This is a genomic window from Paraburkholderia strydomiana (assembly GCF_046030495.1).
GTDB classification, from domain to species: Bacteria; Pseudomonadota; Gammaproteobacteria; order Burkholderiales; family Burkholderiaceae; genus Paraburkholderia; species Paraburkholderia strydomiana_A.
The window spans coordinates 224,928-250,980 of record NZ_JAQQCJ010000008.1 but is presented as its reverse complement, the minus strand read 5'-3'; the positions used below and the strand labels follow the sequence as shown (position 1 = coordinate 250,980).

The following is a 26,053-nucleotide window of genomic DNA, read 5'->3' as shown; positions in this document are numbered from 1 at the left end:
TAACGGGGGTGTTTGACTGCGGGCGGGTACGTCCACGAGACCGGCGTGGACGTACCCACACGATGTGCACCCGCACGTGTGCGGCAAAAGCTGCGCGTTATATCGGCTGCTTCTTCATCAAGAGCTTCAGCAGCACCGGCAGCAGCAACAAGACGAGCGGCAACTGCACGATCAGCCCGGAAATGATCGCGATCGCGAGCGGCTGCTGCATCGCCGAGCCTTGCCCGAGCGCGAACGCCAAAGGCAGCAGCGCGAGGATCGCGGCGATCGTCGTCATCGCGATCGGGCGCAGGCGATTGCGGCCGGCGCTACGCAACGCTTCGTCGAACGGCATCTCCTCGTCACGCACGAGGCCCTGCAATTCCGACACATAGAAGATCGCCACTTCGGTGACGATGCCGATGATCATCGTCATCCCCATCATCGCGGAGATGTTCAACTCGATGCCGGTGATCCACAGGCCGATGAACACCGCGCCCGCCGCCAGCAGCGGCATCGCCAGCACCGCCAGCGCGACCCGAAAGCGCTCGTACAGAAACAGCAGCAGGCCGAACACCAGCGCAATCGCCGCGCCGAACACGGTCAGCAGCCCCTTGAACGCGATCTGCTGTTGCTGGTACAAGCCGCCCAGTTCGTAGTAGACGCCCGTCGGCAGGAGGGTGGCTTCGCCGAGCGCCTTCTGCACGTCGGCGATGGTGGAGCCGAGATCGCGCCCGTCGATGCGCGCGGTCACCGCGACCATCCGCTTGAGGTTGTCGCGGCTGATCTCAGGCTGGCCCGTCACCTTCACCTGATCGGCGACGCGGTTCAGCGCGAACAGATGGCCGTCCGGCGCGCGAATCTGTAACTGGCCCAGTTGCGTATCGGTGAGTTTCAACGCGCCGTCCACCCGCACGCGCACGCCGACCGTTTTCGGCCCGCTCTGGAACTGCGTCGCCACATTGCCTTCGACCATGTCGGACACGGCCTGCGCGATCGACTGCGGGTCCATGCCCTCGGCGGCGGCCGCGGCCGGCAGGATATGCAATTCGAGCGCGTCGCCCGCGGGATTGATGCCGTCGTTCACGTCCACCACGCCCTGAATCTTGCCGATACGCGCGGCGACCTTGCGCGCGGTGGTGTCGAGCGTGTTCGCGTCGTCGGAGAAGATCTTGATCTGCACCGGCTGGGGGACCGCCGTCAGGTCGCCGATCAGATCCTCCATCAACTGCGCGAGTTCGATATTGACGCCGGGCACCTGCGCTTCGACCTGCGAGCGGATTTCTTCCATGACCGTGTCGATCGGCTCGCGCTGGCCGGACTTCAGGCGCACGAAGAAGTCGCCTTTGTTGGGCTCGTTCAGGTCGCCGCCGAGACCCGCGCCGGTGCGGCGCGAATAGGTCGCCACATTCGGATTCGCGCGAATGATGCTCTCGATCTGCTTCATCAGCCGATCGGTTTCGGTTACCGAGGTGCCCGGTTCGGTGTGATAGTCGAGCACGAAACCGCCTTCGTCCATGCTCGGCATGAAGCCGCTGCCCACCTGCGTGAACGCGAACGCGGCCGCTACGATCAACGGCAGGACGCCGAGCAGTACGAGCACGGGTTTTGTCGTGACGCGCTCGACCAGCGTGGCGTAACGCCGGTTCAGCCATGCGGCGAAGCGGGTTTCGGCATGCTCTTCGGCGTCTTTCGGTTTCAGCCAGCGGTCGCACAGAATCGGCACCGCGAGCCAGGTGACGAGAAATGAAATGAACAACGCGCTCGCCATCGTCACTGAAAGCGCCTTGAAGAACGCGCCCGTCACGCCCGACAGGAACGCGAGCGGCACGAAGATGATCAGCGTCGCCGCCGAGGACCCGGCCAGCGGCCGCGTGAATTCGAGCGCCGCGGCCATCACGCGGCCGTGAAACGCGCGCGAGCCGGCTTCGCGCATGCGCCGCACGATGTGCTCGATCATCACGATCGCGTCGTCGATCACGAGGCCGACCGCGGCCGCCATGCCGCCGAGCGTCATGATGTTGAAGCCCATGCCGAACACGTCGAGCAGCAGGATCGTCGCGGCCATCACCACCGGCACCAGCGCCACGGCGATCGCGGTGATCTTCCAGTTGCGCAGGAATACGAACAGCGTGAGCGCCGCCAGCACGACGCCGATCATGATCGCGTCGCGCACGCTGGTGGCCGATGCGATGACCAGTTCGCTCTGGTCGTACCAGTTCGACAGATGCACGCCCGGCGGCATCTGATGCTGGAAGTCGGCGAGTTTCGCGCGGATCGCCTTCGCCATCGCGACGCTGTTCGCGCCGGGCTGCTGGTAGACGTTGAGCAGCACGGCGTCCTGGCCGTCGGCGGTGACGCGCATCCACTGCGGCACGACGCCCTGGCGGACCGTCGCGACGTCGCCCAGGCGAACCTGCGCCGCGCCGCTCGCGGACACCACCACGTTGCGCAGTTCATCGAGCTGCGTGATCGTGGTGTTGGTGATCACGAGGTACAGCTTGTCGTGGTCCTCGATGCGGCCGTTGGCCATCAGCACGTTGTGCGCGCCGATCGCCTTCGATACGTCGGCGAGCGACAGCTTGTACGCGGCGAGGCGCGCGGGGTCGACCGCGACTTCGAACTCGTCCTGAGCGCCGCCGGTCACGTCGACCCGCGCCACGCCTTCCACCGAAGACAGCAACGGCCGCATCTGGAACTGCGCGAGATCGTGCAATGCAGACAGCGACTGCTGCGTCGACGTGAGGCTGTACGCGAGCACCGGAAACACGGTCGGGTCCATGCGCCGCACCTGCATCGAGGTGCCGGGCGGCAGCGTCGCGAGAATCTCGCTGATGGCCGACTGCGCCTGCAACGTGGCCTGCGCCATGTCGGTGCCCCAGTCGAAGTTCAACGAGATTTCCGCCGCGCCGCGACTGGTGCTCGACTCGACGTCGCGCACGTTCGGCACGCGGCGCAGCGCTTCCTCGACCGGCATCGTCACGAGCGTCGCCATCTGTTCGGCGGGGCGGTCGCCCGCGTCGAGCGAGACCACCGCACGCGGAAATGCGACGTTTGGAAACAGCGAGATCGGCAGACGGAACGCCGTCAGCGCGCCCGCGATCGCCAGCAGCGCGATCACGAACAGCAGCGAGCGGCGGTGCGTCTGCATCCATTGACCGAAGTTCATCGCGGTGCGCCTCCGCCGGTTCGCACCGCCATGCCGTCCTTCAGTTCATAGTTGCCGCTGACCACGAGCCCTTGGGCGGCATCGATCGGGCCGTCCACACCGTAGCGCTCGCCGTTCTCGATCTGAACGCTTACGGCGACGCGGCGCGCTTTGTTTTGCGGCGTGATCTGGAAGACGTACGCACTCCTGTCGTCCTTGAGCACGGCCGCGCGCGGCACGACCCAATGCGTGCCGCTGCGGGTCGCGATCTCGGCGCTCACGCGCGTGCCCGGAATGAACGCACTCTCACCGAGCGGCACGTTCGCGCCGACGTCAACCTGTTGGCTCTGCGGATTGATCGCGGCGCCGACCTGCACCACGCGTCCATTGACCGGCGTGTTCGCAAGTGCGCTCGAGAGGCCGCGCAGCGTGACGGAGTCGCCCGCGTGAATCGCGGCAGCGTCCGACGGTTCGACGCCGAGCATCACGTTCGCGCGCGTGTCTTTCGCATTGCCACCGGCCAGTTGCAGGATCGGCGCGCCGGCCTGCACCTGGTCGCCTTGTGCCGCCGACAGTTGCAGCACCACGCCATCGAGCGGCGCGGTCACGACCTTGTTGCCGCTCGCGACGCCGGTCTGGGTTTGCGCAGCAAGCGCCTGTTGCGCGTCGTCGGCAGCCTTGCGGGCGGCCGCGAGTTGCGACTGCGTGGCGAGCCCCTTGTCATACAGCGACTGCGTGCGCGTCAATTCGCCTTGCGCGAGCGTCACGGCGCTCTTCGCCTGGGTCGCGGCGAGCACGGCGGCGGGATCGGCCTGCACGACGAACAGCGGCGTGCCGCGCGTGACGCGCTGGCCGGACTGCACGCGCATCTGCACGATGCGTGCGACGTAGGGCAGATTGATGGTCGTGAGATTGGAGGCAGACGCGGCGACGATGCCGAAACCGCGCACCGGCTGCGCGATTTCGGCGCGTTGCACGCGAACGGTCTGGACGGATACGGCGGGTTGATTGGCGGCGTCGTCGGCGGGGGCCGCGCTTGCGCCGGCTGCATGAGCCGCGCTCACGGCGTGGACCGCCACGCATAGCAGCGCGGCGCAGGCGAGCGCGGTCGCCACAGCGGCGACGCGCGGCCGTGAGCTTGGGAATGGACTATTTCGCATGAGTGTCGATGAAGGTCTGAGCGGAGGTGAAGGCGTCGGGAATCGCGCTGCCTAGCAGCGCCTGCAAGCCGACACGCTGTTCGGCGAGCGACTCGCGCAGTTTCGCTACGTCGACACGTTTGGCGAGCGCGGCGCTTTGCGCGTCGGTGTACGCGCCGAGCGCGAGATTGTGTTCGGCATAGGCCGCGGCCGCATGCTGGGCCGCGAGATCGACCTCGGGCAGCGCGCTTTCGGTCTGCTGCAATTGCCGCGTGAGGATCGCGAGATCCGCGCGCATCTGCGCGACGTCGGCGTAGGCCTGGTTCAGGCGCGTCTGATATTCGTCGCGCAGCCGCTGCCGGGTGGCCTTTTCGATCGCGACGTTGCCCTGGTTGCGGTTGAAGATCGGCAGGCTCAGGTTGATCTGGAAGCCGCTGGTGTAGATGTTCGACGTGTCGCGCGCGCGCACGAAGCCCACCGACAGGCTGGGAAACTGGCTCAGAATCGCCGCGCGGTACTTCTGCTCCTGCGCCTCGTAGCCCGCCTGCAGCGCGATCAGGTCCGGGCGGCGTTGTGCGAGCGAGGCGAGCGCGCCGTCGAGCGTGGGGTCGCTCAGCGGCGCGATGTCGTCGCTGCCGCGCAGGGGCAACTGGACGTCGGGCGCGAGACCGAGCAATGCGTTCAGATCGTGGTGCGTCTGCTGCGCGGCGCGTTCGGCGTCCGTGGCTTGCTTGCGCGCGTCGCTATACGCGGTGAGTGCGGCGCTCAGCGTGTCGTCGGTGAGGTTGCCGTCGCGGCGTGCTTCGGCCATCCGTTCGTATCGCGTGCGCGCGAGCTCGCGCTGTTGCTGCAGCAGCGGCAGCGTGTCCTGCTGGAAGCGCGTCTTGATGAACAACTGCCGCGCCTGCGCGACGATCTGCCATTCCTGCCAGAGCAGGCCGAGATCGGTTTTGGCAACCGTGGCGTCGGCGGACTGCTGGTTCGCACTGCGCAGCACGATCGCCATCACGTCGATGCTCAAGCCATAATTGAATGCGCGCGTGGTGCCGGCGGCGCCCGGGTAATCGCTCGACACGCTCATTTGCGGGTCGGGCAGCAGGCCCGCCGAGTAGGCTTGAGCACGCGCGATGCCGAGATCGCCGCGGGCCAGCTTGAGCTCGGGATTGTTGGCCACCGCGAGCATCGCGACTTCGTCGATGTCGAGCCCGTCGGACGGATCGAAACGATGCGCGGCCAGCTCGGGCAGCGGCATGCGCGACGCGTCGATCTGGATGCGTTCGAGCGAATGTGCGGAGGTGGACGTGTCGCGCGGCGCGAGCGGCTCGCGGTGATACCACGCGCAGCCGCCGAGCAGCAGCGCGGCGAGGGCCACGAGCGCGCGCAGCCGTGGCGCACGGCGCGCGCCCACTGACGCGCGGGTGACGGCATTCTCTGGGGGTGCCGCAGGGAAGGCCGCCGTGGCGGCATCGAAAACGGACAAAATCCGGCTCCTGAATGAAGAATTGACGCAACCGCGAGCGGATGCCGCGGCAAAGTGGAGCCGAGTTTGCGCAGGGAGCGCTTAAGTCACGCTTAACTTCAAATTAAGCAGGCCAACGGCGTCGCATCGGCCCGCTGCAACGCGCCCATAAGGCTGCGCTAAGGAAGTGTTAAGGAAGCGTTAAGGAAGCGTTAAGCTGGCGGCCTGGACAATGGGCGGGAAAAAAACTGGACGGAGAGAAGGCCATGCGCCTGCTACTGGTCGAAGACGACGAGATGATTGCGGAAACGGTGCAGGGCGCGATGCGCCGCTCCGGCTATGCGACCGACTGGGCTGAAGACGGCCGCGCGGCGGAACTGTCGCTGGACAATGACGTGTACGACCTCGTGCTGCTCGATCTCGGCCTGCCCAAGAAGGACGGCATCGAAGTGCTCAACGCGTATCGCAAGCGCGGCGGCACCGCGCCGGTGATCATCCTGACCGCGCGCGATGCGGTCGACGAAAGGATTCGCGGCCTCGACGCCGGCGCCGACGATTACCTGATCAAGCCGTTCGACCTCGACGAACTCGCCGCGCGTGTGCGCGCGCTGCTGCGCCGGCGCACCGGCCAGAAGCAGCCCATCTATGCGCACGGCGAACTCACGCTCGACCCCGCCGCGCACGAAGTCACCAAGGACGGTACGCCGCTGCCGCTCGTGCCGCGCGAGTTCGCGCTGCTGCAGGCGCTGATCGAAGAGCCCACCCGCGTGTTCACGAAGGCCGAGCTCGAAGAAAAGCTGTATGGCTGGGGCGAGGAAGTAGGCAGCAACACGATTGAGGTCCACGTGCACAGCTTGCGGCGCAAGATCGGCGCGGAGCAGGTCGTCACGGTGCGCGGCGTCGGTTACCGTCTGAAGAGGTGCTGATGAGGTCGATTCGCCGCTGGCTGCTGGGTTGGCTGATCTTCGGCATGGCGGCGGCCTCGGCCGTGGCCGCCTTCGGCATCTTTCAGACGGCGCGGCAGGAAGCCGGCGAACTGTTCGACTACGAACTGCGCACGATCGCGGTGTCGTTGCCGTCGAACCTGAACGGCGCGGGCGACGGCGAGCATCGCCACCCCGACCTCGGCGGACTGGCCGACGACCGGGTCGTCATCGAAATCTGGGATCGGGGCGGCGAGCAGATCTATCACTCGATGGAGGCGCCGGTGTTCGAGCGGCTGCCTGAGGGCTTCAGCATGGTCGAGCGGGGCGGCTCGCAATGGCGCACCTTCGGCGTGCAGCAGAAAGAGCGCTATGTGCAGGTCGCGCAGCCCATCTCGGTGCGCGAGGACCTCGCGCTGCGGCTCGCGCTGCACACGCTGTGGCCGCTCGGCGTGCTGGTCCCGGTGACGATCGTGCTGGTGCTGCTGGTGGTCGCGCGCGGGCTCGCGCCGATCGGCGGCCTGTCTCGCGCGCTATCGACGCGTTCGATCGACTCGCTCGAACCGCTGCGTCTGGACGGCACCGTGCCGGTCGAAATCAAGCCGCTGGTGGAAGCGCTCAACGATCTGCTGCAAAGGCTGCATACCGCGTCACAGGCGCAGCACACGTTCATTGCCGATGCCGCTCACGAGCTGCGCTCGCCGCTCGCCGCGCTGAAGCTGCAATTGCAGGCGGCTTCGCGCGACGGCTCGTTGAAGGGCGAAGGGCAGACGCTCGAGCGAGTCGAGGGACGCGTGAACCGGATCATTCATCTGGTGCAGCAGTTGTTGACCCTCGCGCGCGAGGACGCGCAGCCGGTGACGTCGATGGTGCCGGTCAGCTTGCGCCGGATCGGCGAGCAGGTGGTGGGCGACCTGTCGCTGCTGGCGGAATCGGCGGAGATCGATCTCGGTCTCGAATGCGAAGACGCGCGCACGCCCAACGACGCTTACACGGTGCTCGCCGAGCCGCACGGCGTGGGCGTAATGTTAGCTAACCTGATCAATAACGCGATCCGGCACACGCCGCGCGGCGGCCGTGTCGATGTGATCCTCAAGCGGGCGGGCGCGCGGGTGGGGTTCGACGTCGTCGATAATGGCTCGGGCATTCCGCAGGCCGAGATCGAGCGCGTGTTCGACCGCTTCTATCGCGGCGAGGAAGCGCGCGGCGACGGCAGCGGGCTAGGCCTCGCGATCGTGTCGCGGATCGCCGAGCGGCATCAGCTGGGACTGTCGTTGCGCAATAACGAGGGGCGGCCGGGCCTGTGCGTGGCGGTGTTCGGTCTGAAGGCGCACGATGCCGAGGCGCCTGTGGCCGTCAGAGTCTGACGAGGCTGGGGAAGGGCGCGCGGCGGTGGGCGCGCACATGCTGGTCGCGGGGGCTGGGGGGGCTGCGCGCAGATTCAAACGGCGCTGTGGAATGGAACCGTAAAGCGGCAGATTTGCCCGCCACCGGGTCAGCGTCAACGCGAGACGCGCGAGCCGGAACCTAGGTCGCTCATCGCCTCGCGGCTACCCGCGTTTGTGTCCCGATGGCATTGTCACGAGCGCATTGCCACACGCTGCTACAATCTCGTCTTTCTCGATTGATTGTGCGCTATGGGTTTCGAACAACTCGCTGAACTGAAGAAGCAACTGGCCGCGGCACGCGCCGAAGCTGCGCCTGCCGCCAGGTCCGATGCCAAACCGGCATCCAAGCCTGCTTCGAAAGCCGATTCCAAGGCCGGTTCCAGGCCGGGCGCGAAGCCTGCCCGCAGGCCCGCGCAGCCGCGTCGCGACGCGCCCGCAGCGGGCGCGCAAGCGAAGCCGGCGGTGGACGCCAAGCCGGTCGACCCGGTGGTGAAATCGATCGGGCGTCTGCAAAAGCGCTTCCCCATCGCCTTCCCGAAGAATCCGGCGCCCAAGCTGCCGTTGAAGGTCGGCATTTTCGAAGACCTCGTCGTGCATGCGAAGGAACTGTCGCTGAGCGAAGCCGAGTTGCGCGACGCGATCAAGACGTGGTGCCGCGGCAGCCGCTACTGGAAGTGTCTCGTCGAAGGCGCGGCACGCGTCGATCTGACGGGCGCAGCCGCAGGCCAGGTCACCGCGCAGGAAGCGGCGGGCGCGCAGCGTCTGCAGGCGCATCGGGCAGGCAAGGGCGCGCCGAAGGCGGTAGCGGCGGGTGCGTCTGCGGTTGAAGGCGCAACTGAAGCGGCAACTGAAGCGACGAGCGCGGCGCCCAATGTGGCCGAAGCGGCGACCACGCCGGATGCGTCCGACAGCGATGGCAAGCCGCAGGCCAACGCCGCTGAGGCGGCCGTGTCCAACGAAACGGTTGCCGCGCCCGCCAACTCGCCGGCCAATTCCCCGGCCGCACCCGAAGCATAAAGTCCTCGCCACCCCTGCTACGGGGTGCTGCCTTGCCGCTCCGCAGCCGCCAGCCGGCTGCGCACGAAGCCGACGTGTTCGCGTAGCACATAGAACGCGTCGGCGTAGGCGAGCGGCATGCGCAACTGGTTCAACGACGCCTCGATTTCATCCAGTTGAGCGAAGAGCTGCTTGCGCTCTTCGTCGGTCGAATCGGCGAGCGCGTCGCGTTCGATTGCAATCAACGACCCGTAATAGCGATAAATGCGCGAGCGCACGCGCCAGCGGTAGAGCGCGGGAATCACACGCATGGCCGGAAACAGCAGCACCGCCACCGGCAGCAATAGCACCAGCGTGCGGTCGCCGATACTCGCCAGCCAGAACGGCAGCGTGCGATACAGGAAACTTTTGCCGGTCTTGTAATAGCGCTGAGCGTCCTCGCTGATCTGATATTCATGAGCGGTCGGATTCGGGAATTGCCCCGCACGCTGCAACAGCCCCGGCATGCCATGCACGTCCTGCGCCGCTTCGATCAGCAGGTCGGAGATCGCCGGATGAAGATTGGTCCGCGCGACGAGTTCGACTGTCGGGCTGATCAGATGCACCGTTTCAGGCGGAATCCGATACTTAAGATCCAGCACGCCGGGCGGCAGGTCGATCTGATCGAGGTACGGAAAGAGCCGCGTATACGCGCTCGCTTCTTCGAAATTCATCACCGAAATGCCGGGCACCTTGAGCAGGCGCAGCATCAGGCTGCGCGTGGCCGAGTCGCCGCTGAGGATCGCCGCGTCCACCTCGCCCGAGACCAGTTGGGTGGCGGCCTGCAAACCGTCGCTCGGCACCAGCACGGTGCCGCCGCCGGGCCCGATGCCGTTTGCATCCAGCAGCTTGAGCGACAGCAGGCGCGTACCGCTGCCTTCGCGGCCTATCGCAATGCGCTTACCTTCCAGTTGTGAAAGCTGGGTCACACCGGTACCGCGATAGAACACGACCACCGGGATATAGAAAAGGCTGCCGAGCGACATCAGCGACGACGTGTCAAGCCCGCCGGCGACACCGCCTTGCACGAGCGCGATATCGACATGCTGTTTCGGGTCGAGCAGTCGTTGCAGGTTCTGCACCGAACCGTCGGATTCCAGCACGTTCAGCCGCACGCCGTTGCGGGCGAGGATCTTTTTGTACTGGTTTGCGGTGATGAGAAACGAACTGTCGCGCGGGCCCGCGCTCATCGTGATGGTCTTCGGCGGTGCCGGGTCGACCAGCCAGATCACCAGCGTGAGCGCCAGCACGACGAGCGCGGCCACGAGCACGAATGGCAGCGTGTGATCGCGCCATTCGGCATGCGGCTGCTCGCCGGGAAACTGCGGGGGACGCCGACGCTGAGCTTTCATGGACACTCCGTGGCTGAAGCCGGATAAACACATTGTCCACTGTACGCGGCGGATTCACCGTCGGCAGTTTGCTCTATTGACCATGCGCAGCGCATGGCCGGCCGGTTGCGCTATGTGTGGGATCTGAACGTCATCGCGCACCACGCCCTGATGATTGTCATCGCACCGCATGTCGTGCCGGGTTCGCGGTGCCGCGCCCCTGCAGGCGTGCCCGAATGCACCGGTAAATGGCTTCCGGTTGAACGTTCGACATCCTAAACGTCAATGTCGACGACGTCGATGGGTTTGTTGTTCGGCGGCATGGTGCCGCGCCGAAGGCGCCGATGCGTTCGCACTCAGGTCACAGCGTAGCGGACCACCACAGCCTGCCGCTGGTCAACCCCGTTCAACACGACGCAACCCGCTTGATGCGATGGAAATTGCGATCGAAATAGATCAGTCCGTCACCATCGGCGCGCACGCTGATGCGCGTCGTCTTCACGAACATCACCGAGTGCGAGCCGACTTCCTTCAGATCGACGATCTCGCCTTGCAGGCTCGCGAGCGCATCGCGCAGCACCGGTACGCCGTGTGCGCCGTCGTCCCAGATCGGCCAGCCGAAGCGTTCTTCCATCGGCACCTGGGTCATCCCTGCGAAGTGGCGCGCGAGCAGCTCGTGCTCGCCGGGCAGTACGTTGACACAGACATGCCGGTTGCCTTCGAAGGTCGCGTGCATCGCGCTCGATCGGTTCAGGCAAACGAGCAGCGTGGGCGGCGTATCGGTAACGGAGCACACCGCGCTTGCGGTGACGCCGCAGCGTCCATGCGGACCGGCGGTCGTGATGACGTTGACGGCCGCGCACAGATGCGCCATCGCCTGGCGGAATTGCTGCTTCTCGTTCAGGTGGGCGTCGCTGTCGGCGGTCGCGAGCGGGGGCGGGGTCGTGGTCATGATCTCGGTTCCTTGAGGGCGCGGCATCGTGGGTGCTGATCTGGATTGAAGCGTAATCAATCCGGATCCGGAAAAAAATCCGCACGCGCGGCGCGCAGCTGGGCGTCTTTCCCAACGTTTCTAAAGTTTTCCCCAATGCCCCACGCGTCCTCTGTGCCCTGGTGCACATTTGATTCGAACGACAGGCGCGTGACTGGGTTGTCAGCGCCGATTCAGCGTAACTTTCAGGGTAATTAGCACTTTGCACGGTTTTTTTCGCTGGCTATGATGGTTCGCGCTACACGTCCCGAACCACCCCGTCACGAACTGCTCCCGCGCCTTCCATGCCTCACTCGCCGCCATCCGTTCCCGCTCCCGCACCGATCGTCTATATCGTCGACGACGACAGCGGCATGCGCACGTCGCTCGCATGGCTGCTCGAATCGGTTGGCGTGAAGTCGGCGGGCTTTGCCAATGCGAGCGAGTTTCTTGCCGCGTTCGATCCGGCGATTCCCGCTTGTCTGGTGCTCGACGTGCGCATGCCGGAGCAAAGCGGCTTCGATGTGCAAGCGGAGTTGAACCGGCGGGGCGCCAACTTGCCGATCATTTTCGTCAGCGGCCACGGCGACATTCCGATGTCCGTGCGCGCATTGCAGAACGGCGCGATCGATTTCGTCGAAAAGCCGTATAACTCGCAGCAGATGCTCGATCGCGTGCAGCATGCGTTGAAGCTCGCCGCGCAGCGGCACGTCGCCGGTCAGAAGCAGCGCGAACTGCGCAGGCGGATCGAGTCGCTGACCGCGCGCGAAACGGAAGTGCTGCGCGGGGTGATCGACGGCAAGGGCAGCAAACGCATCGCGAGCGATCTGTCGATCAGCGTGAAAACGGTCGACGTGCATCGCGCGAGCATCAAGGACAAACTCGGCGCGGCTTCGATCGCGATGCTGGTGCGCGAAGTAATGGCGGTGTGGGAGGGGGACGGGGCGTCTGGCTGACGGCGTGAGGGCGATGGCGATGCATCCGAACGTCGCTCCCGCTGCGTGCTGCGAACGCACAGTCAACAGACACAGCGACGGCTAACACGAACGCAAGGGCAAGCACACGCGGCGCGTGGAGGTACACCCGGATGGCGCGCCAAAAAGCACACCATGCAGGCACACCAGCGCGTACAAAACCGTACCAAAGCGCACCGCGTGCGTCGAACCTTCTCGCCCTTCACCGCATGAACAATCCGCCATTCACATCCCAGCACGCGCCGTTGGCAAAGTAGGCATTCTCTGCGGCGAGCATCACCGCCACATCGGCGACATAATCCGCCGAGCCCAAACGCCCTGCGGGAATATTGGCGATCACCGCCTTGAGCTTCTCCGGCGCGACGCTTTCGTGCACGATCGGCAAATCCATCGGACCCGGCGAAATGGCGTTGACGGTCACACCGGCCGCGCCGAGGTCGCGCGCAAACACCTTGGTGAGCGTAATCACGCCGCCCTTGGCCGCCGCATAGTGCGCGCCGGTCGCCGAGCCGCCGTTCTGCCCGGCCAGCGACGCGATGTTGACGATGCGCCCCTGGCCGACGTCGGCGAAATGCTGGCCGAACACCTGACAGCCGAACAGCACGCTGCGCAGATTGACGTCGATGACCTGATCGAACTGCTCGGCGGTGATCTCCATCACGGGGACGACCTTGGACGCGCCGGCGTTGTTGACCAACGCGTCCACGCGTCCCCAGCGCTGGAGGATCGCATCGCGCGCGGCTTCGAACGCGGCCTTCGCGGTGACGTCGAGATTCAGCGCGAACGCGCTGGACCCGTCGGCGCTCAGATCGCGCGCGAGCGCCTGCGCGGCAGCGAACGCGATGTCGCCGATCGCGACCGCATAACCGGCCGCGTGAAAACGCGCGGCAATCGCGGCGCCCAGGCCGCGTGCGGCACCTGTGACGAGGACGACTCTTTTTTTCATGACTTCGACTCCGTTAGTAAGCGAGGGCAGGCGAGAGCGGGCACGACGCGCCGCCATGACACGCGGCAGCATGCGTCACCTGATGTCGCTCGGGCCCGCCCGATCCCCATCGCATTCAGGCGGCAAGAGCAGCTTCGAAACGCGCCGCAATCGCGCACACCTGTTCGTCCTGTCCTTTGCGTCCGACGATCTGCAAACCCGCCTTCAGCGGCGAGCCCGCGATCGGCAGCGGCAAGCTCAACGCGGGATGGCCGCTCAGATTGAACGGCCGGATCAGCGACGACATCGCGATCACCGACGCGCCGCCGCGCGCCTCGTCGAGTGTGATGGGCAGAGCGGGCAGCGTTGGCAGAATCAGCACGTCGACGTTATCGAGCGCATGATCGACGGCCGCGGTGAATTGCCGGCGGATCTGTTGCGCAGCGTCGAGTTGCGCGGCGGTGGTTTTCGCCGCGGCGCGCAGCCGTGTATCGAGATCGACGCCGAGCTTGCCGGTTTCGAGCAGATGACCGAATGCGCGCGATGTCTCCACATTGATGACCGCGAGGCCCGCATCGAACGCAGCCGCCAGCCCGTCGAGCCGTACCGCGTGCGCAGTGCAACCGGCCACATCGGCCGCTCGCGCGAGCGCTGCGCCGATCTCGGGGATCGCTTCGGCCTGCACGACGCCGACCTTGCACGCGCCTTGCCACACGCGTGCGGCCTGCGCGTCGAAGTCGGCGGTGATCGCCTGCATCACGGCCACCAGCATCGACATGTCGCGCGCAAACGGACCGACGCAATCTAGCGAGGATTCACGCGGCGCCACGCCGTGCCGCGACACGCGGCCGAACGTCGGCTTCAAGCCGAGCACGCCGCAGCACGCGGCGGGCCCGCGAATCGAGCCGCCGGTGTCGGTGCCGAGCGCGGCATCGGCGAGCTTCAGGCCAACCGCCGCAGCCGAACCGCTCGACGATCCGCCCGGAATACGCGTAGCGTCCTGCGGATTTTGCGGTGTGCCGGTGTAGTCGTTGATGCCGGTCATGCCGAACGCGAGTTCATGCATGTTCGCTTTGCCGACGACGCGCCAGCCGGCCGCGAGCAAACGCGCGACGACCTCCGCATGCTCTGCCGCGGGCGCCGTGTCGGCCAGCGCACGGCTTGCGGCCGTGCTCGCGTAGCCGGCGATATCGATCGTGTCCTTGATCGCGATCGACGCTCCTGTGCCGCCCAACGACAACGTCTGGATAAACTCGTTCATGGGTTAGGTATCCTTGCATTGACTTGCCACGGCGCATCGAACAGGCGCTCGGTGCGAAAGTGAGTGATGAGCCAGTCGCGGCCATTGTCCGCTGGCGCGAAATCCACTTCGAGGCGCGCCGAGATCAGCTCCGCCGGCGCATCCACATAGCCCGACGCCTGCAGCATGATCCAGCGGCCCTTCGCGGCGGCGCCGCGCACGTCGATCGTTTCCGACGTAAGGAAGTGCACGTTCACCGAGAAATGCGGCGACGGCGGCAGGTAGCGGGACAGCATCGCGATGATTGCCGCATGACCCTTCAGGCATCCGAACTTGTTGGCGTATTGCGGGCCGATGCCTTCCCAGACGGCATCGTGGGCAAACAGCGCGGCGAGCGTCTCGCCTTCGAGCGCGCCGCACGGTACATCGCACAGCGCCATATAACGCGCCATCGTGCGGCGTACCGCAGTCTCGGCTTCGAGCGCGGCGAGCCGTTCGCTCAGCACGCGCAGCGTATCCGGATTCGTCTCCATTGCATCGCGCTCCGTCATGTTCACGCCGCGTTCGCGTGCTGCGGCGGCACTTGCAACGCGCGCCCAACGCGCGCCTCGATCTTGCCATAGCGCCACAGGTTGTATTCGCCGACCGGCGTCGTGCGATACAGATTGCACACGGCGACCGTCGTGTCGAAGTCGCGCACGTCGGCCATGATGTAGAAGGTCCACGGCGAGTTGTCCGCGTGGCCGACGGTGAGGCGGTCATCGTCCATGATGCCGAGCACCTCGACGCCGTCCATTGCTTCGATCGCGGCCAGCATCTTGCCGTAGGCCTGCCACACCGTGCCGATCTGCTCGCGGGGCAAATCGAAGAAATTCTGCGTGACGCCACAGCAGAACAGAACGCGTAGCGGCAGCGCCGGATTGCCGGTCGAGGTGGACATGAGTAGGTTCTCCTTGAAATCGTTTGAACAGAGCAAAGCGAAAATGATCGGGTCGCTTCACCTAACCTGCGGATCGCGCAAAAGCGCCGATCACAAATAACCGGGAATCGGCGGCACGCCGACGAATACCGCACCGGCGCCGTCATAGTTGCCCTCGCCGAGAAACGCGTGCTGCGTGACGACCATCGAGTCGCGCAACAGCCGCTGCAACGGATGGGTGCGATAGATCGCCATCGTGCCGCCAAGCCGGTACGCGCGCTGCACGACCTCGGCGCCTTCGCGCGCGATCTGCGTGGCCGCGAGACGCAGCAGGCTGACCTGATCGGCGGTGACGGGTGTGCCGGCGAGGATCGATTGCCAGACCTCATCGGTGGTGTCGTAGAAGAACGCGCGGGCCGAACGCAATTGCGCCTCGGCTTTGGCGAGTTCGATGCGGTAGTACGCGCGGTCAGCGAGTTGCGGCGCGCCGGTCGTGGTCTTGCGCCCGCCGGCCATCTGATTGGCGACATCGAGCGCGGCGCGGGCCAGCCCGAGGTTGACGACGGCGAGCACCTGCGCCGCATAGGCGATGGTTGGGTAGCGATACAGCGGTTCGTCGACGCATGGTTCGCCGCCGCGCACGAAGGTCCACGCATCGGCGACGAACTGGTCGTGCACGCGCAGATCGTGGCTGCCGGTGCCTTGCATGCCGACCACATCCCAGTTCTCGACGATTTCCACCTGATGCGCACGGAACACGGCAGTGCGTGGCTTGCCGGGCGCGCCCGCGCCGCCCGTGCCGATGCCCACGCCCAGCCAGTCCGCGCCCTTGCAGCCGCTCGCGAATTTCCACGTGCCGTTCACGCGCCAGCCGCCGTCCGCGGGCTGCGCGGATTGCACCGGAAAGAGGCCGCCCGCGAACACCTGGTCGGGTCCGTCGGCATAGATCTCCGCCTGGGTCTGGAGCGGGAGTGCCGCGAGATAGACATTGGCCGAACCGAAACTGGCGACCCACGCGGCCGAACCATCGGCCGCCGCAATCCGCTCGATCATGTCGAGAAAAGCGGTGGGCGCGAGCGCATCGCCGCCGAAGCGCCGCGGCGTGGCCGCGCGATAGATGCCCGCGCGCTTGAGCCTGGCGATCATGTCGCGCGGCACATGCGCAAGCCGGTCGAATTCGTCGCGGCGCGCGGCGATCTCGGCGATCACGTCGGCGAGCGGCAGGCGCGCGCTCATCGACGCGGGGCAGGAGTCGGAGGCGACGGCGATGGCGGTGGCGGACATGTGGGCTTCTCCTTGATTCGATATCGACGGGAATAGGGCGCACGGTGTGGTCGAAGACAACGCGCCGTGCACGGTGAGGCCAGTCTAGGAACGCAAAAAGAACGCTTCAATTGGGATGCGGGGCGCTCTTTTAGGTAACGCGCCGGGGGCGTCTAAAGAAATCTTCAGATACGGATCGCGGGTACTGGTGTTATGTTTCTGCACAGACCAGATCGAACCCGTATGCCGCCACGCCCGATGAATTTCCCCGCCGAAGCCGATTTTCACCGCCTGCTCGACGCGCTGACGCTGTGCGTGCTGCTGCACGACGCCGAGACCAAGGCGATCGTGTGGGCCAACCGCGCGGCGTGTGAGGCGCTTGGCTTCACGCTCGACGAACTGTTGCCGCTTAAAGCGAAGGACATGACGCGCCCGGTGCCGAAGTACCGCCGCGAGATCGGCGTGGGCGCGATGGACCGCTCGATCACCGAGGGCCCGCAGGTCTACGAGTGGTGCTACCGTTCGCGCAGCGGCGCCGATATGCTGTCCGAAGCAATTGCCACCTATGTGCCGCTCGCCGGGCGTCCGGTCGTGATGGTGCAGTTCCGCGACATCAGCGCGGAGGACACGCTCAAGCAGACATTGCGGCGCTACGAATCGCGGCTGCGCGAATTCATGCAGGATCTCGGCGAAGGCGTCGCGGTCCTGACGCCCGCAGGCGTCGTGGAATTCGTCAGCGAGTCCGGACGGCGCGTGCTCGGTCTCGAAGAAGGTGCGCCGATGGGCGACCTGCTCGACTATTGCAGCGCGCCGGATCGCGACCGTCTGCTCGCGCAGCTCGCTGCGGCGCCGCGCATCCAGCCGTCGGCGCCGCAGCGTTACCGGATCACGCGCCGTGACGGCACGCCGGGCTGGCTGCGCATTACGTGCCGGCGCATCGAGATCGAAGACGACCTCAATGGCCGCCTGCTGCACTTTCGCGACGTGACCGACGAGGTGGCCGTGGAAGAGGCGCGCCGCAACGAAGCGCGTCTGCTCGAATATGCGGGGCGTTACAACGCGATGGGCGAAATGGCGACCGCGATCGCTCATGAGTTGAGCCAGCCGCTCGCGGCGGTGCGCAACTTCATCGAAGGGGCGATCCGGCGGCTCGCGCAACCCGGTTCGCTCGACGATGCCGTGTGGGGGCTGCGCAGCGCCGATCGTCAGGCGGAGCACGCGGCGTTGATCATCCGGAGCGTGCGCGATTACATTGCGAGGCGCGAGCCGAGCGAGACGTATGCCGACTTGCGCGAGGTGCTCGCGGATTCCGCCTACTTCATCGAATTGCGCGCGCGCGAGGCGGGCGTGACGGTTACGATCGATCAGGCGAGCGAGCCGTTGCCGGTGTATGTCGAGCGCGTGCTGATCGGCCAGGTGTTGCTCAATCTCGCGTTCAATGCGATCGACGCGTTGGGTCAGGGCACGCAGGCGGACCCGACACTGCCACGAAATAACGAGTTGCGCCTCGTCACTCAACTGCGCGGCAAACACGCGCAGGTCCAGGTGATCGACAACGGGCCCGGCGTGCCCGCCGATGCGTATGGGCGTCTCTTCGACGGCTTCTCGTCGTCGAAGGCGGGCGGCAACGGCATTGGCCTGTCGTTGTGCAAGAACATCGTCACGCGGCACGGCGGCGAGATCTGGGCGAAGCCGGCGCCGCACGGCGGACTCGAATGCAGCTTCACGCTGCCGCTCGCGGTTGCGCCGGCCGCCTGAGCGCGCGTTAATCATGCGCGGTGTGCGTGTTCTTCGGAATGGTCATGAGCGTCAGCGCGGTAATCAGACCGAAGCCGATCAGCATCAACGCAACCGGCCACGGCGCCCGGACTTGCGCATACAGTGCGGTCGCGACCAGCGGCGCGAGTCCGCCGGAAAAGACCGATGCGATTTCGTGGCCGAGCGCCATGCCCGAGTAGCGCACTTCGGTGGGGAACAGTTCGCCCATCAGCGCGGGTTGCGTGCCGATCATCGCGGCGTGGCAGAACGGCAGGCCCAACGCGAGCGACAGGAACACGTAGAGCGGCTGATGCGTGTCGATCAGCCAGAAGGCCGGAAACGCGATCACCACGAGACCGAGCGCGCCGATCATATACACGGGGCGTCGCCCGATGACATCGGAGAGGCGGCCCCACAGCACGATCGTCACGAGTTCGAGCAACATCGCGATCATCACACCGCCGAGCATCACCGAAACCGGCACGCCGACCGTCTTGCCGTACACCAGCACGAACGACAGAAAGATATACGTGCCGCCGTTTTCCGCAACGCGCAGGCCCATCGCCTGCAAGACCTGCTTCGGATGATTGCGCAGCACGGTCAGCACCGGCATGTGCTTCGGTTTGGCAGCAGCGAAGTCGCGGCTTTCGGGCAAGCGCCGGCGAATATACACACCGACACCGAAGATCAGCACGCTCGCGAGAAACGGCACGCGCCAACCCCACGACATGAAGCTTTCGAGCGGCAGGCGCTGCACCAGATAGAACGCCGCCGCCGACAACACGAAACCGCCGGCCACGCCCAATTGACTGAACGACGCGTAGTAGCCGCGCCGGTTGGCCGGTGCGCTTTCGCTGATCAGGAGCACGCCGCCGCCCCATTCGCCGCCGGAGGCGATGCCTTGCACGATCCGCAGACACACCAGTGCGATGGGCGCGAGAAAGCCGACCTGCGAGAACGTCGGCAACAGGCCGATGCCGAAGGTCGCCACGCCCATCATCATCAGCGTGACGACGAGCGCGCCTTTGCGTCCATGTCGGTCGCCAATGTGGCCGAACACGACGCCGCCCAGCGGCCGCGCGAGAAAGCCGATCGCGAAGCCCGCGAACGCGGCGAGCGTGCCGAGCAACGGATCGCCGTGCAGCGGGAAAAACAGCGGCCCGAAGATCAGCGCGGCGGCCGTGCCGTACAGAAAGAAGTCGTACCATTCGAGCGCATTGCCGATCACGGAGGCGATGATGATCCGCCGCAAGGTCCGCGAAGTGGCCGGCATCGCGGACGCGGGAGGCGATCCGGCCGTGGGGGAAAACGTATCGTTTTGCATCGTCGTGCTCGCTGTTGTCGCGGTATCGTGGGGGAGGGAAAGGGCGCTAGCGCCCGAGTGACCTCGCGGTGTGGCCGCCGATGCCGAAGTCGGTATTCGGTATGTCCTTGATCATCACGCGGGCGGCCGCCAGTGGCGTATCGAGCAGGTTCGCGGCGGTCTCGCTGAGCGCGGCGATCAACGCGGCTTTTTGCGTGGGCGTGCGGCCCGCGATCAGGATCGCGACGATGCTCAACAGCGCGCTGCGTGCACCAGGGGCGTTGCTCGCGCTGAGGCCGCCCACGCCGATGTCGTGCGGCGGCAATTCGCTCAGCAGAATCCGCACCGCTTCGGCAGGCGCGCCGATCGCGTCGACCGTGGCCCGCGTGAGATCCGCGATCAGCTGCGCCTTGCGCGCCGGCGCGTGTCCGGCCGGCAGATAGACTTCTAGTGTAGGCATCGTGTCGTTTTCGCTTCGCTCGTGGGGTCGACGATCGTCGTTCAGGCGATCACAGCAGGAAGCCGATCGCGCTCAACGCATCGGTCGAATCGATCAGGCGAATCACCTTCTGCACGATGCGCGGCTCGCCGCTCGCAAAGCCGATGCGATGCGTGAGGTCCGCCGCGAACAGCGTCGCCTTGCCGCGTTTGTACGCGACGATCACCTGTGCCGAGTTCACCGTGACTTCATCGCTGGCGTCGCTCGTCAGCGTGAAGCGCGAGACCGTGCGCACGGTGCGGGCGGCGTCGCTCGCCGACGCCGAATAGCCGGACGTCATCCGTTGCACGCGTTTTTCGCGCATGTCCTGATCGTCGTACGCGTAGTTCAGCGTGGCGGCGAAGTCGGTGGCGTCGGGTTCGATCGGCACCACGTAGAAGCCCGCCGGGTCCCACAGCGTCAGCCACTCGCGATAGTCCTTGCGATCCAGCAGTTCGGCTTCGCGCCAGATGAGTTCGATCGCCTCGGCGAAGATCTTCTGCGAGAACAGGGTGTTGCGCTCGTCCATCATGCTTGCTCCATCATCGTGCGCCATTGCGCGTACGCTTCGCGCATGCCGGTTTCGTCGGTGGCGTGCGCGGTCTTTTCGCCGTTCGGCGCGGTGTTCTCGCGATTCAGGCCGCGGTTCACGAGAATCGGCAGATCGGGCCCGGCGTGCGAGCCGCGCTGCACGCGCTCCCAGGCTTCGGCGTCATCGGGGCTGCCGAAACCGAACGGGCCCTGGAAGTGTTCGTGAATACGCAGACGCACGCGGTTCGCTTCGTCGGGGCCGCCGTCCATCGCGAGCGCGACGTGACGAATTTCGGTTTCATTCGCGGAAATGGGCCGCAGCACGCGGAAAAACGCCATCGACAACGCGAGATTCGGAAACAGATTCAGGTTGAAGCCGACGCCCATCAGCGAGCGCACGATGCGGCGCACCTCGTCTGGCGCATGATCTTTGGCGAGCGACGCGGCGAGCGCCTCGAAGCGTTCGGGAATGGGCGCGCCGTCATCCTTGTCCAGATCGACGAGTTCGGGCACCAGCACCGCGAGGCTATGGCCGTTGCCGAGCGAGCGGCAGAAAGCGTCGTCGCTGGTCATGAAACTGGTGATCGCGGTGGCGGTTTCGTCGTCGATCGATTTCATCCACGATTTGTGGACCACGGGGAAGTGATACAGATCCGTCGTGTTTTCGAGCTGAATCTTCCAGTTGCCGTTGAAGCGGAAGCGGTGTTCGCCGTTGGCCTTGATCGGATAGCCCGCGCCCTGCTTCATGAACAGATCGATCCAGGGCTTCGCGCCGCCGAGAAAATCCTCGAGCGGCTCGATTTCCTGATTGAAGCTCGCAAATATCAAACCTTGATAGATTCCGACGCGCAGACTCGCGAGCGGCAGTTCCGTCTTGTCGATCACGCCTTCATAGCCGTCGCCGTACGGCAGTGCGCGCAAGGCGCCGTCGAGGCCGTAGGTCCAGCTGTGATACGGGCACGTGAAGCCTTTTGCGTTGCCCTTGTGCTGTTCGCACACGGTCGCACCGCGATGGCGGCAGCGATTCTGCAGCACGTTGACCGCGCCGCTCCTGTCGCGCACGACGATCACCGGCTGGCGGCCGATCGTCGTGGTGCGGAAGTCGCCGGGGTTCGGCAGTTCGCTTTCGTGCGCGACCCAGATCCACGTCTTGTAGAAAATGCGCTCGAGTTCGGTTTCGAAGACGGCCGGGTCGTAGTACAGCGACGGGGCCACGCGGTCGGACTGCGCGCGCTGGTACAGCGCGCTCGCATCGACGGTCTGATATGAGGATTCGCTCATGACGGTGTAGTGGGGGTGTGGTCGATGGAGCAAAGTCTCGCCGAGTGACTGATATGCGTCAAATTGATCTAAAATAAAAACCAAGATCAACCGCATGGATATCTCGATGAATTCGCTGGACCACGTCGACCTCAACCTGCTGCGCGTTTTTCAGGCGATCGTCGAAGAGCGCAGCCTCACGCGGGCCGGTCAGCGGCTCGCGCTGTCACAGCCGGCCATCAGTTATTCGCTGGGGCGTTTGCGCACGCTGTTCGACGATCCGCTGTTCATTCGCACGCGGGTCGGCATGCAGCCCACGCCGATCGCGCTGGAGTTGTCGGCGATCGTGTCGCGGGCGCTCGACACGGTGCGCGAAGCGCTGCGTTACGCGGAACATTTCGATCCGGCGGTGAGCACGCGCACGTTCCGGCTGTCGCTTTCGGACGCGGGTGAACTGGCTTATCTGCCGCCGATCTGCGAGGCCTTGCACCAGCAGGCGCCACGCGTGAAATTGCGCATCGAGCCGTTGCCGGTCGAAGAAATCGAAGACGCGTTGCGCGCGAGCCGGCTCGATTTCGCCATCGGCAACCTGCCGACACTCACTGCGCGCACGCGTCATCAGGCATTGTTCGAGGAAACCTATGTGTGCATGACGCGCAAGCGACGCGGCTTGCCGCGCGCGAAAGAGCTGGGTCTGAAGGCGTTTCTGGAGGCGTCGCACGTGCAGATCACGTCGGTCGAGCACAGCCACCATGCGCTCGACGACGAGTTCCGCGCGCAAGGCGTCGGGCGTCATATCGCGCTGGAACTACCGCATTTCGTCGCGCTGCCGAGCGTGCTCGCCGTGACCGATCTGTTCGCGACGCTGCCGCGCCGCCTTGCGCAGATTTTCAACCGCAGCGGCGGCTTTCAGATTTACGAGTTGCCGGTGAGTCTGCCGGTCGCGGCGGTCACGATGCACTGGCACGAGCATTTCGACCAGGACGAGGGCAACGTGTGGCTGCGCACGCTCATGGCGGACATCGTGCGGCGCTTCGACGAGCAGTGACGCCGTTGCGGCGTCACGTCCGTTTGAAGAGCCCGCGTGCAAGCGAACACATCAGCGTGGTGGCGGGCGACTCGTCCTGCAAACGGCGGCTCATGATGATCGGCGAGGCGATGCTGGCCGCCGGAATCGGCCGGTACACGACGCCATGCGCGCGCAAACCTTCCACGCTTTCCGGCACGAGGCACACGCCCACGCGCGCCGCGACCAGACCGAGGGCGGTCTGCAATTCCCGCACTTCATGAATCGCCTTCGGCTCCAGCGCGTGATCGTGCAGCGCCGAGAGCTGCTGGTCGGCATAGCTCGGGCGCGGCGTGCTCGGATAGACGATCAGCGTTTCCTGCGCGAGCGCGGCGAGGGTCAGCGGCTTCTTTTGCCGCGCGAGCGGATGGTCTTGCGGCAGCGCCGCAATCATCCGTTCTTCGACGAGCACTTCGCGCGCCAGTTGCGCGTCGTCGAAACGCAGGCGGCCGAAGCCGACGTCGATACGGCCGCCTTTGAGCGCGGCCAGCTGCTCGATCGTGAACATTTCGATCAGCGACAACTCGATATGCGGCGCGGCCTCGCGAAACGCGCGGATCACGGCGGGTAGCGCGCCGTACAGCGTGGAGGGCACGAAGCCGATCACGATGCGCTCGGCCAGCTGCGCGAGCCGGCGCGTGAGCGGCGCGAGTTCGTCGGCTTCGTCGACGAGGCGCTTCGCCTGCGTATAGAAAATGCGGCCGGCTTCGGTCAAACGCAGCGGACGCGAGCCGCGTTCGAACAGCGGCAGGCCGACGCTTTCCTCGATCTGCTGAATCTGCCGGCTTAGCGGCGGCTGCGTCATGTGCAGGCGATTGGCGGCCCGCGTGATGTTCATTTCTTCCGCGACCGCGATGAAGTAGCGGAGTTGGCGAAGTTCCATGCAGTCCCCTAAGGTACAGGTTTTCTTATCGATCTCGAACGTTGCTGAGCATGTGGCAGGCCGTGCGGCGAAGGCGCAGATTAGTTCAGGCGGGCGGGTATGGTCAATGTTCGCGTCTGCCATGTACGCCACATACGCCGCTCATGGTCGCCGCGACGCCCCGCCATGCTCATCCGTGGCGGCGCCGGATTCCCTCTCGTAGTCGTCGACCGCACTGCCCACCGTCGGATGGAAGCGCCGCTCGCCAATCACATCAGTCAGTTCGAAGCGGATCAGCTTGTCACGCACCGGATCCTTCATTTCGGCGAAATGCAGCGTGATGCCGCGTTCGCCGAGAATCCGGCTCAGTTCCCGCAGCATGTCGGCGGAAGTGACGTCGACACTGGTCACCGGCTCCGCCGCGACGACGACCCGGCGAACCTGCGAGGGATAGTCGTCGACCGCTTCCAGAAGCCGATCCTGAAACAGCTCCGCGTTGGCGAAGAAGAGCGGCGCATCCCAGCGAAACAGCAGAAGCCCCGCGGGCCGCGCGGCATGCGGATAGCGCTTGATGTCATGGTATCCGCGCAAACCTTCCACGTGACCGAGAACCGCGTAATGAGGCCGCCAGCCGTCCCAGAGAAATTCGATGATCGCGATCACCACCGCGAGACAGATGCCCGGAATCGCACCGAATACCGCGACACCGGCGAAGCACGCGAGCGAGAGCCAGAACTCCCACTGCTGGATGCGGTAGATGCGCTTGAGGTCCGTCACTTCGAACAGGCCAAGGGCTGCGGCAATCACGACCGCGGCGAGCGCGCTGTTGGGCAGGTAGCGCATCAGATTGGGCGCCGCCAGCAGCAGCGCCGCAACGGCCAGCGCGCCGACGACGCCGGTCAGTTGCGTGCGCGCGCCCGCCGCTTCGGCCACTGGCGTGCGCGAGGCGCTGCTGCTGATCGGAAAGCCCTGGAAAAAACCTGCCGCGAGGTTGGCCGCACCCAGGCCCACCATTTCCTGATTCGGGTCGACCCGGCTGTGAAGCCGTGCGGCGAAGGTGCGCGACAGCACGCTCGTGTCGGCGAACGAAATCAACGCCACCGCGCATCCGCCGAGCAGGATCTTGACCAGATCGGCGCCGCTGGCCCACGGCAGGACGAAAGCGGGCAAGCCTTGCGGGATTTTGCCCAGCACTTTGACGCCGGCGCTGTCGAGGTCGAACAGGTAGACGCACAGCGTCGCCAGCACCACGGCGATAAGAATGCCGGGCAGCTTTTCGAAGCGCTTGAGCAGCAGGATCAGGGCGAGACTGCCCGCACCGACCGCCAGGCTGTACCCGTTGACTTTCCCGCCGGCAATGGCCTGTGTCAGGTTCAACAGGATGCCGAGAGAACCATCGCCGTTGCCGGAGACGCCGAAGAGCCGCGGCAGCTGGCTGATCAGGACGGTGACCGCGATGCCGTTCATGTAGCCGTATCGAATGGGCTTGGACAGCAGCTCGGTGATGAAGCCCAAGCGCAGCAGTCCCATGACGATGCAGAACACGCCGGAGACGATCGCCAGCATGCTGGCCACCGCGATGGCGCGCGATGGATCGCCCATGGCAAGCGTCACGACGACCGAGAGGATCGGCGCCGCGAGCGCGGAGTCCGGACCCACGACCAGAATCCGGCTCGGACCGAAGAGCGCGTAGGCGAGCAGCGGAACGATCGTCGCGTACAGGCCGACGACACCAGGGACGCCGGACGCCTCGGCATAGGCGATGCCGACGGGCACCAGCATCGTCGTCAGGACGAGACCCGCCGCCACGTCCTTTGGCAGCCAACTGAGCTGATACCCCTTCAGCATCACGAGTCCGGGGAGCCAGCGCAGCCATCCTTGCGGGCGGTTCGCGGGATGCCCGGCAGCGGGCGTGGATTGGTCGGATTGCATGAGTCGGCTATTGACCGTCGAAGCGCGGTTGCGCGTGAGAGGGTTGGACGTCGCCTTCGTTCCTTCGTTATCTGACAGAAAGAATAGTGCACAGCCGCCGAAGGCAGTAGAGGGTTCGTGTGCGGGGCCTGCCGTGAGCTGTGTCGCGTTGCTCAAACCCGTTCCCGCGT

General features: G+C 65.7%; 22 protein-coding genes. 6 read left to right on the top strand and 16 right to left on the bottom strand.

Annotated elements, in window-relative coordinates:
- Positions 1-97: 97 nt before the first annotated feature.
- The 3 genes from PQQ53_RS13540 to PQQ53_RS13530 are packed head-to-tail and all read right to left on the bottom strand — an operon-like array spanning position 98 to position 5,746.
- A complete protein-coding gene (locus PQQ53_RS13540) occupies positions 98-3,148 on the bottom strand; it encodes an efflux RND transporter permease subunit (protein WP_408324437.1) in 3,051 nt (1,016 codons plus the stop codon).
- Positions 3,145-4,287: an efflux RND transporter periplasmic adaptor subunit gene (locus PQQ53_RS13535; protein WP_408142137.1), complete on the bottom strand. Its 1,143-nt coding sequence runs from the start codon at positions 4,285-4,287 to the stop codon at positions 3,145-3,147. Before PQQ53_RS13535 ends, PQQ53_RS13540 begins: the two co-directional genes overlap by 4 nt.
- A complete protein-coding gene (locus tag PQQ53_RS13530) occupies positions 4,277-5,746 on the bottom strand; it encodes a TolC family protein (RefSeq protein WP_408324436.1) in 1,470 nt (489 codons plus the stop codon). Before PQQ53_RS13530 ends, PQQ53_RS13535 begins: the two co-directional genes overlap by 11 nt.
- A 245-nt stretch (positions 5,747-5,991) precedes the next feature.
- Here PQQ53_RS13530 and PQQ53_RS13525 point away from each other — a divergent pair, with 245 nt between their 5' ends.
- The 3 genes from PQQ53_RS13525 (at position 5,992) to PQQ53_RS13515 (ending at position 9,053) form a co-directional block, all read left to right on the top strand.
- The gene (locus PQQ53_RS13525; protein ID WP_408142141.1) at positions 5,992-6,651 is read left to right on the top strand and encodes a response regulator; all 660 of its coding nucleotides are present in this window, start codon (positions 5,992-5,994) and stop codon (positions 6,649-6,651) included.
- Entirely contained in the window at positions 6,651-8,015 is a 1,365-nt protein-coding gene (locus PQQ53_RS13520; RefSeq protein WP_408142143.1) for an ATP-binding protein, read from the top strand. The genes PQQ53_RS13525 and PQQ53_RS13520 overlap by 1 nt, the downstream gene beginning before the upstream one ends.
- 270 nt (positions 8,016-8,285) lie before the next feature.
- A complete protein-coding gene (locus PQQ53_RS13515) occupies positions 8,286-9,053 on the top strand; it encodes a ProQ/FinO family protein (protein WP_408142145.1) in 768 nt (255 codons plus the stop codon).
- 17 nt (positions 9,054-9,070) lie between these two features.
- Here PQQ53_RS13515 and PQQ53_RS13510 read toward each other — a convergent pair whose 3' ends face one another.
- Both PQQ53_RS13510 and hpaC read right to left on the bottom strand, forming a co-directional pair.
- Positions 9,071-10,423 (bottom strand): TAXI family TRAP transporter solute-binding subunit, encoded by a 1,353-nt coding sequence (locus PQQ53_RS13510; protein ID WP_408324434.1) that lies wholly within the window; start codon positions 10,421-10,423, stop codon positions 9,071-9,073.
- Between the two features lie 385 nt (positions 10,424-10,808).
- Entirely contained in the window at positions 10,809-11,354 is a 546-nt protein-coding gene (hpaC, locus tag PQQ53_RS13505; RefSeq protein WP_408142149.1) for a 4-hydroxyphenylacetate 3-monooxygenase, reductase component, read from the bottom strand.
- A gap of 323 nt (positions 11,355-11,677) precedes the next feature.
- Here hpaC and PQQ53_RS13500 point away from each other — a divergent pair, with 323 nt between their 5' ends.
- A complete protein-coding gene (locus PQQ53_RS13500) occupies positions 11,678-12,328 on the top strand; it encodes a response regulator transcription factor (protein WP_408142151.1) in 651 nt (216 codons plus the stop codon).
- Positions 12,329-12,548: 220 nt separating this feature from the next.
- On the opposite strand, the gene PQQ53_RS13495 is transcribed toward PQQ53_RS13500, so the two are convergent.
- From PQQ53_RS13495 to PQQ53_RS13475, 5 genes are all read right to left on the bottom strand, one after another.
- Positions 12,549-13,292 carry an SDR family NAD(P)-dependent oxidoreductase gene (locus tag PQQ53_RS13495; protein WP_408142153.1) on the bottom strand — a complete coding sequence of 248 codons (744 nt, stop codon included), beginning with the start codon at positions 13,290-13,292 and terminating at the stop codon, positions 12,549-12,551.
- A gap of 115 nt (positions 13,293-13,407) precedes the next feature.
- The gene (locus tag PQQ53_RS13490; RefSeq protein WP_408142155.1) at positions 13,408-14,532 is read right to left on the bottom strand and encodes an amidase; all 1,125 of its coding nucleotides are present in this window, start codon (positions 14,530-14,532) and stop codon (positions 13,408-13,410) included.
- Positions 14,529-15,044: a nuclear transport factor 2 family protein gene (locus tag PQQ53_RS13485; protein WP_408324432.1), complete on the bottom strand. Its 516-nt coding sequence runs from the start codon at positions 15,042-15,044 to the stop codon at positions 14,529-14,531. The genes PQQ53_RS13490 and PQQ53_RS13485 overlap by 4 nt, the downstream gene beginning before the upstream one ends.
- 20 nt (positions 15,045-15,064) lie before the next feature.
- Complete coding sequence (locus tag PQQ53_RS13480) at positions 15,065-15,451, bottom strand: hypothetical protein (protein ID WP_408142159.1); 387 nt, start codon at positions 15,449-15,451, stop codon at positions 15,065-15,067.
- 90 nt (positions 15,452-15,541) lie between these two features.
- Positions 15,542-16,714 (bottom strand): acyl-CoA dehydrogenase family protein, encoded by a 1,173-nt coding sequence (locus PQQ53_RS13475; protein ID WP_408142161.1) that lies wholly within the window; start codon positions 16,712-16,714, stop codon positions 15,542-15,544.
- Between the two features lie 237 nt (positions 16,715-16,951).
- Here PQQ53_RS13475 and PQQ53_RS13470 point away from each other — a divergent pair, with 237 nt between their 5' ends.
- Positions 16,952-18,451 (top strand): PAS domain-containing sensor histidine kinase, encoded by a 1,500-nt coding sequence (locus tag PQQ53_RS13470; RefSeq protein WP_408324466.1) that lies wholly within the window; start codon positions 16,952-16,954, stop codon positions 18,449-18,451.
- A gap of 7 nt (positions 18,452-18,458) precedes the next feature.
- On the opposite strand, the gene PQQ53_RS13465 is transcribed toward PQQ53_RS13470, so the two are convergent.
- Genes PQQ53_RS13465 through PQQ53_RS13450 form a run of 4 tightly spaced genes read right to left on the bottom strand, consistent with a single transcriptional unit; the run spans position 18,459 to position 22,044 of the window.
- Positions 18,459-19,775: an MFS transporter gene (locus PQQ53_RS13465; protein ID WP_408142163.1), complete on the bottom strand. Its 1,317-nt coding sequence runs from the start codon at positions 19,773-19,775 to the stop codon at positions 18,459-18,461.
- Between the two features lie 46 nt (positions 19,776-19,821).
- Positions 19,822-20,214, bottom strand: a complete 393-nt coding sequence (locus tag PQQ53_RS13460; RefSeq protein WP_408152656.1) for a tautomerase family protein — start codon at positions 20,212-20,214, stop codon at positions 19,822-19,824.
- A 49-nt stretch (positions 20,215-20,263) separates the two neighbouring features.
- A complete protein-coding gene (locus tag PQQ53_RS13455; RefSeq protein WP_408142167.1) occupies positions 20,264-20,764 on the bottom strand; it encodes an aromatic-ring-hydroxylating dioxygenase subunit beta in 501 nt (166 codons plus the stop codon).
- The gene (locus tag PQQ53_RS13450) at positions 20,761-22,044 is read right to left on the bottom strand and encodes an aromatic ring-hydroxylating oxygenase subunit alpha (RefSeq protein WP_408142169.1); all 1,284 of its coding nucleotides are present in this window, start codon (positions 22,042-22,044) and stop codon (positions 20,761-20,763) included. The genes PQQ53_RS13455 and PQQ53_RS13450 overlap by 4 nt, the downstream gene beginning before the upstream one ends.
- A gap of 106 nt (positions 22,045-22,150) precedes the next feature.
- On the opposite strand from PQQ53_RS13450, the gene PQQ53_RS13445 reads away from it, so the two are divergent.
- Positions 22,151-23,071 (top strand): LysR family transcriptional regulator, encoded by a 921-nt coding sequence (locus tag PQQ53_RS13445; RefSeq protein WP_408142171.1) that lies wholly within the window; start codon positions 22,151-22,153, stop codon positions 23,069-23,071.
- Positions 23,072-23,084: 13 nt separating this feature from the next.
- Here PQQ53_RS13445 and PQQ53_RS13440 read toward each other — a convergent pair whose 3' ends face one another.
- On the bottom strand, positions 23,085-23,972 hold the full coding sequence (locus PQQ53_RS13440) for a LysR family transcriptional regulator (RefSeq protein ID WP_408142173.1): 888 nt from the start codon (positions 23,970-23,972) through the stop codon (positions 23,085-23,087).
- Between the two features lie 141 nt (positions 23,973-24,113).
- Positions 24,114-25,883 (bottom strand): SulP family inorganic anion transporter, encoded by a 1,770-nt coding sequence (locus tag PQQ53_RS13435; RefSeq protein ID WP_408324431.1) that lies wholly within the window; start codon positions 25,881-25,883, stop codon positions 24,114-24,116.
- Positions 25,884-26,053: the final 170 nt, after the last annotated feature.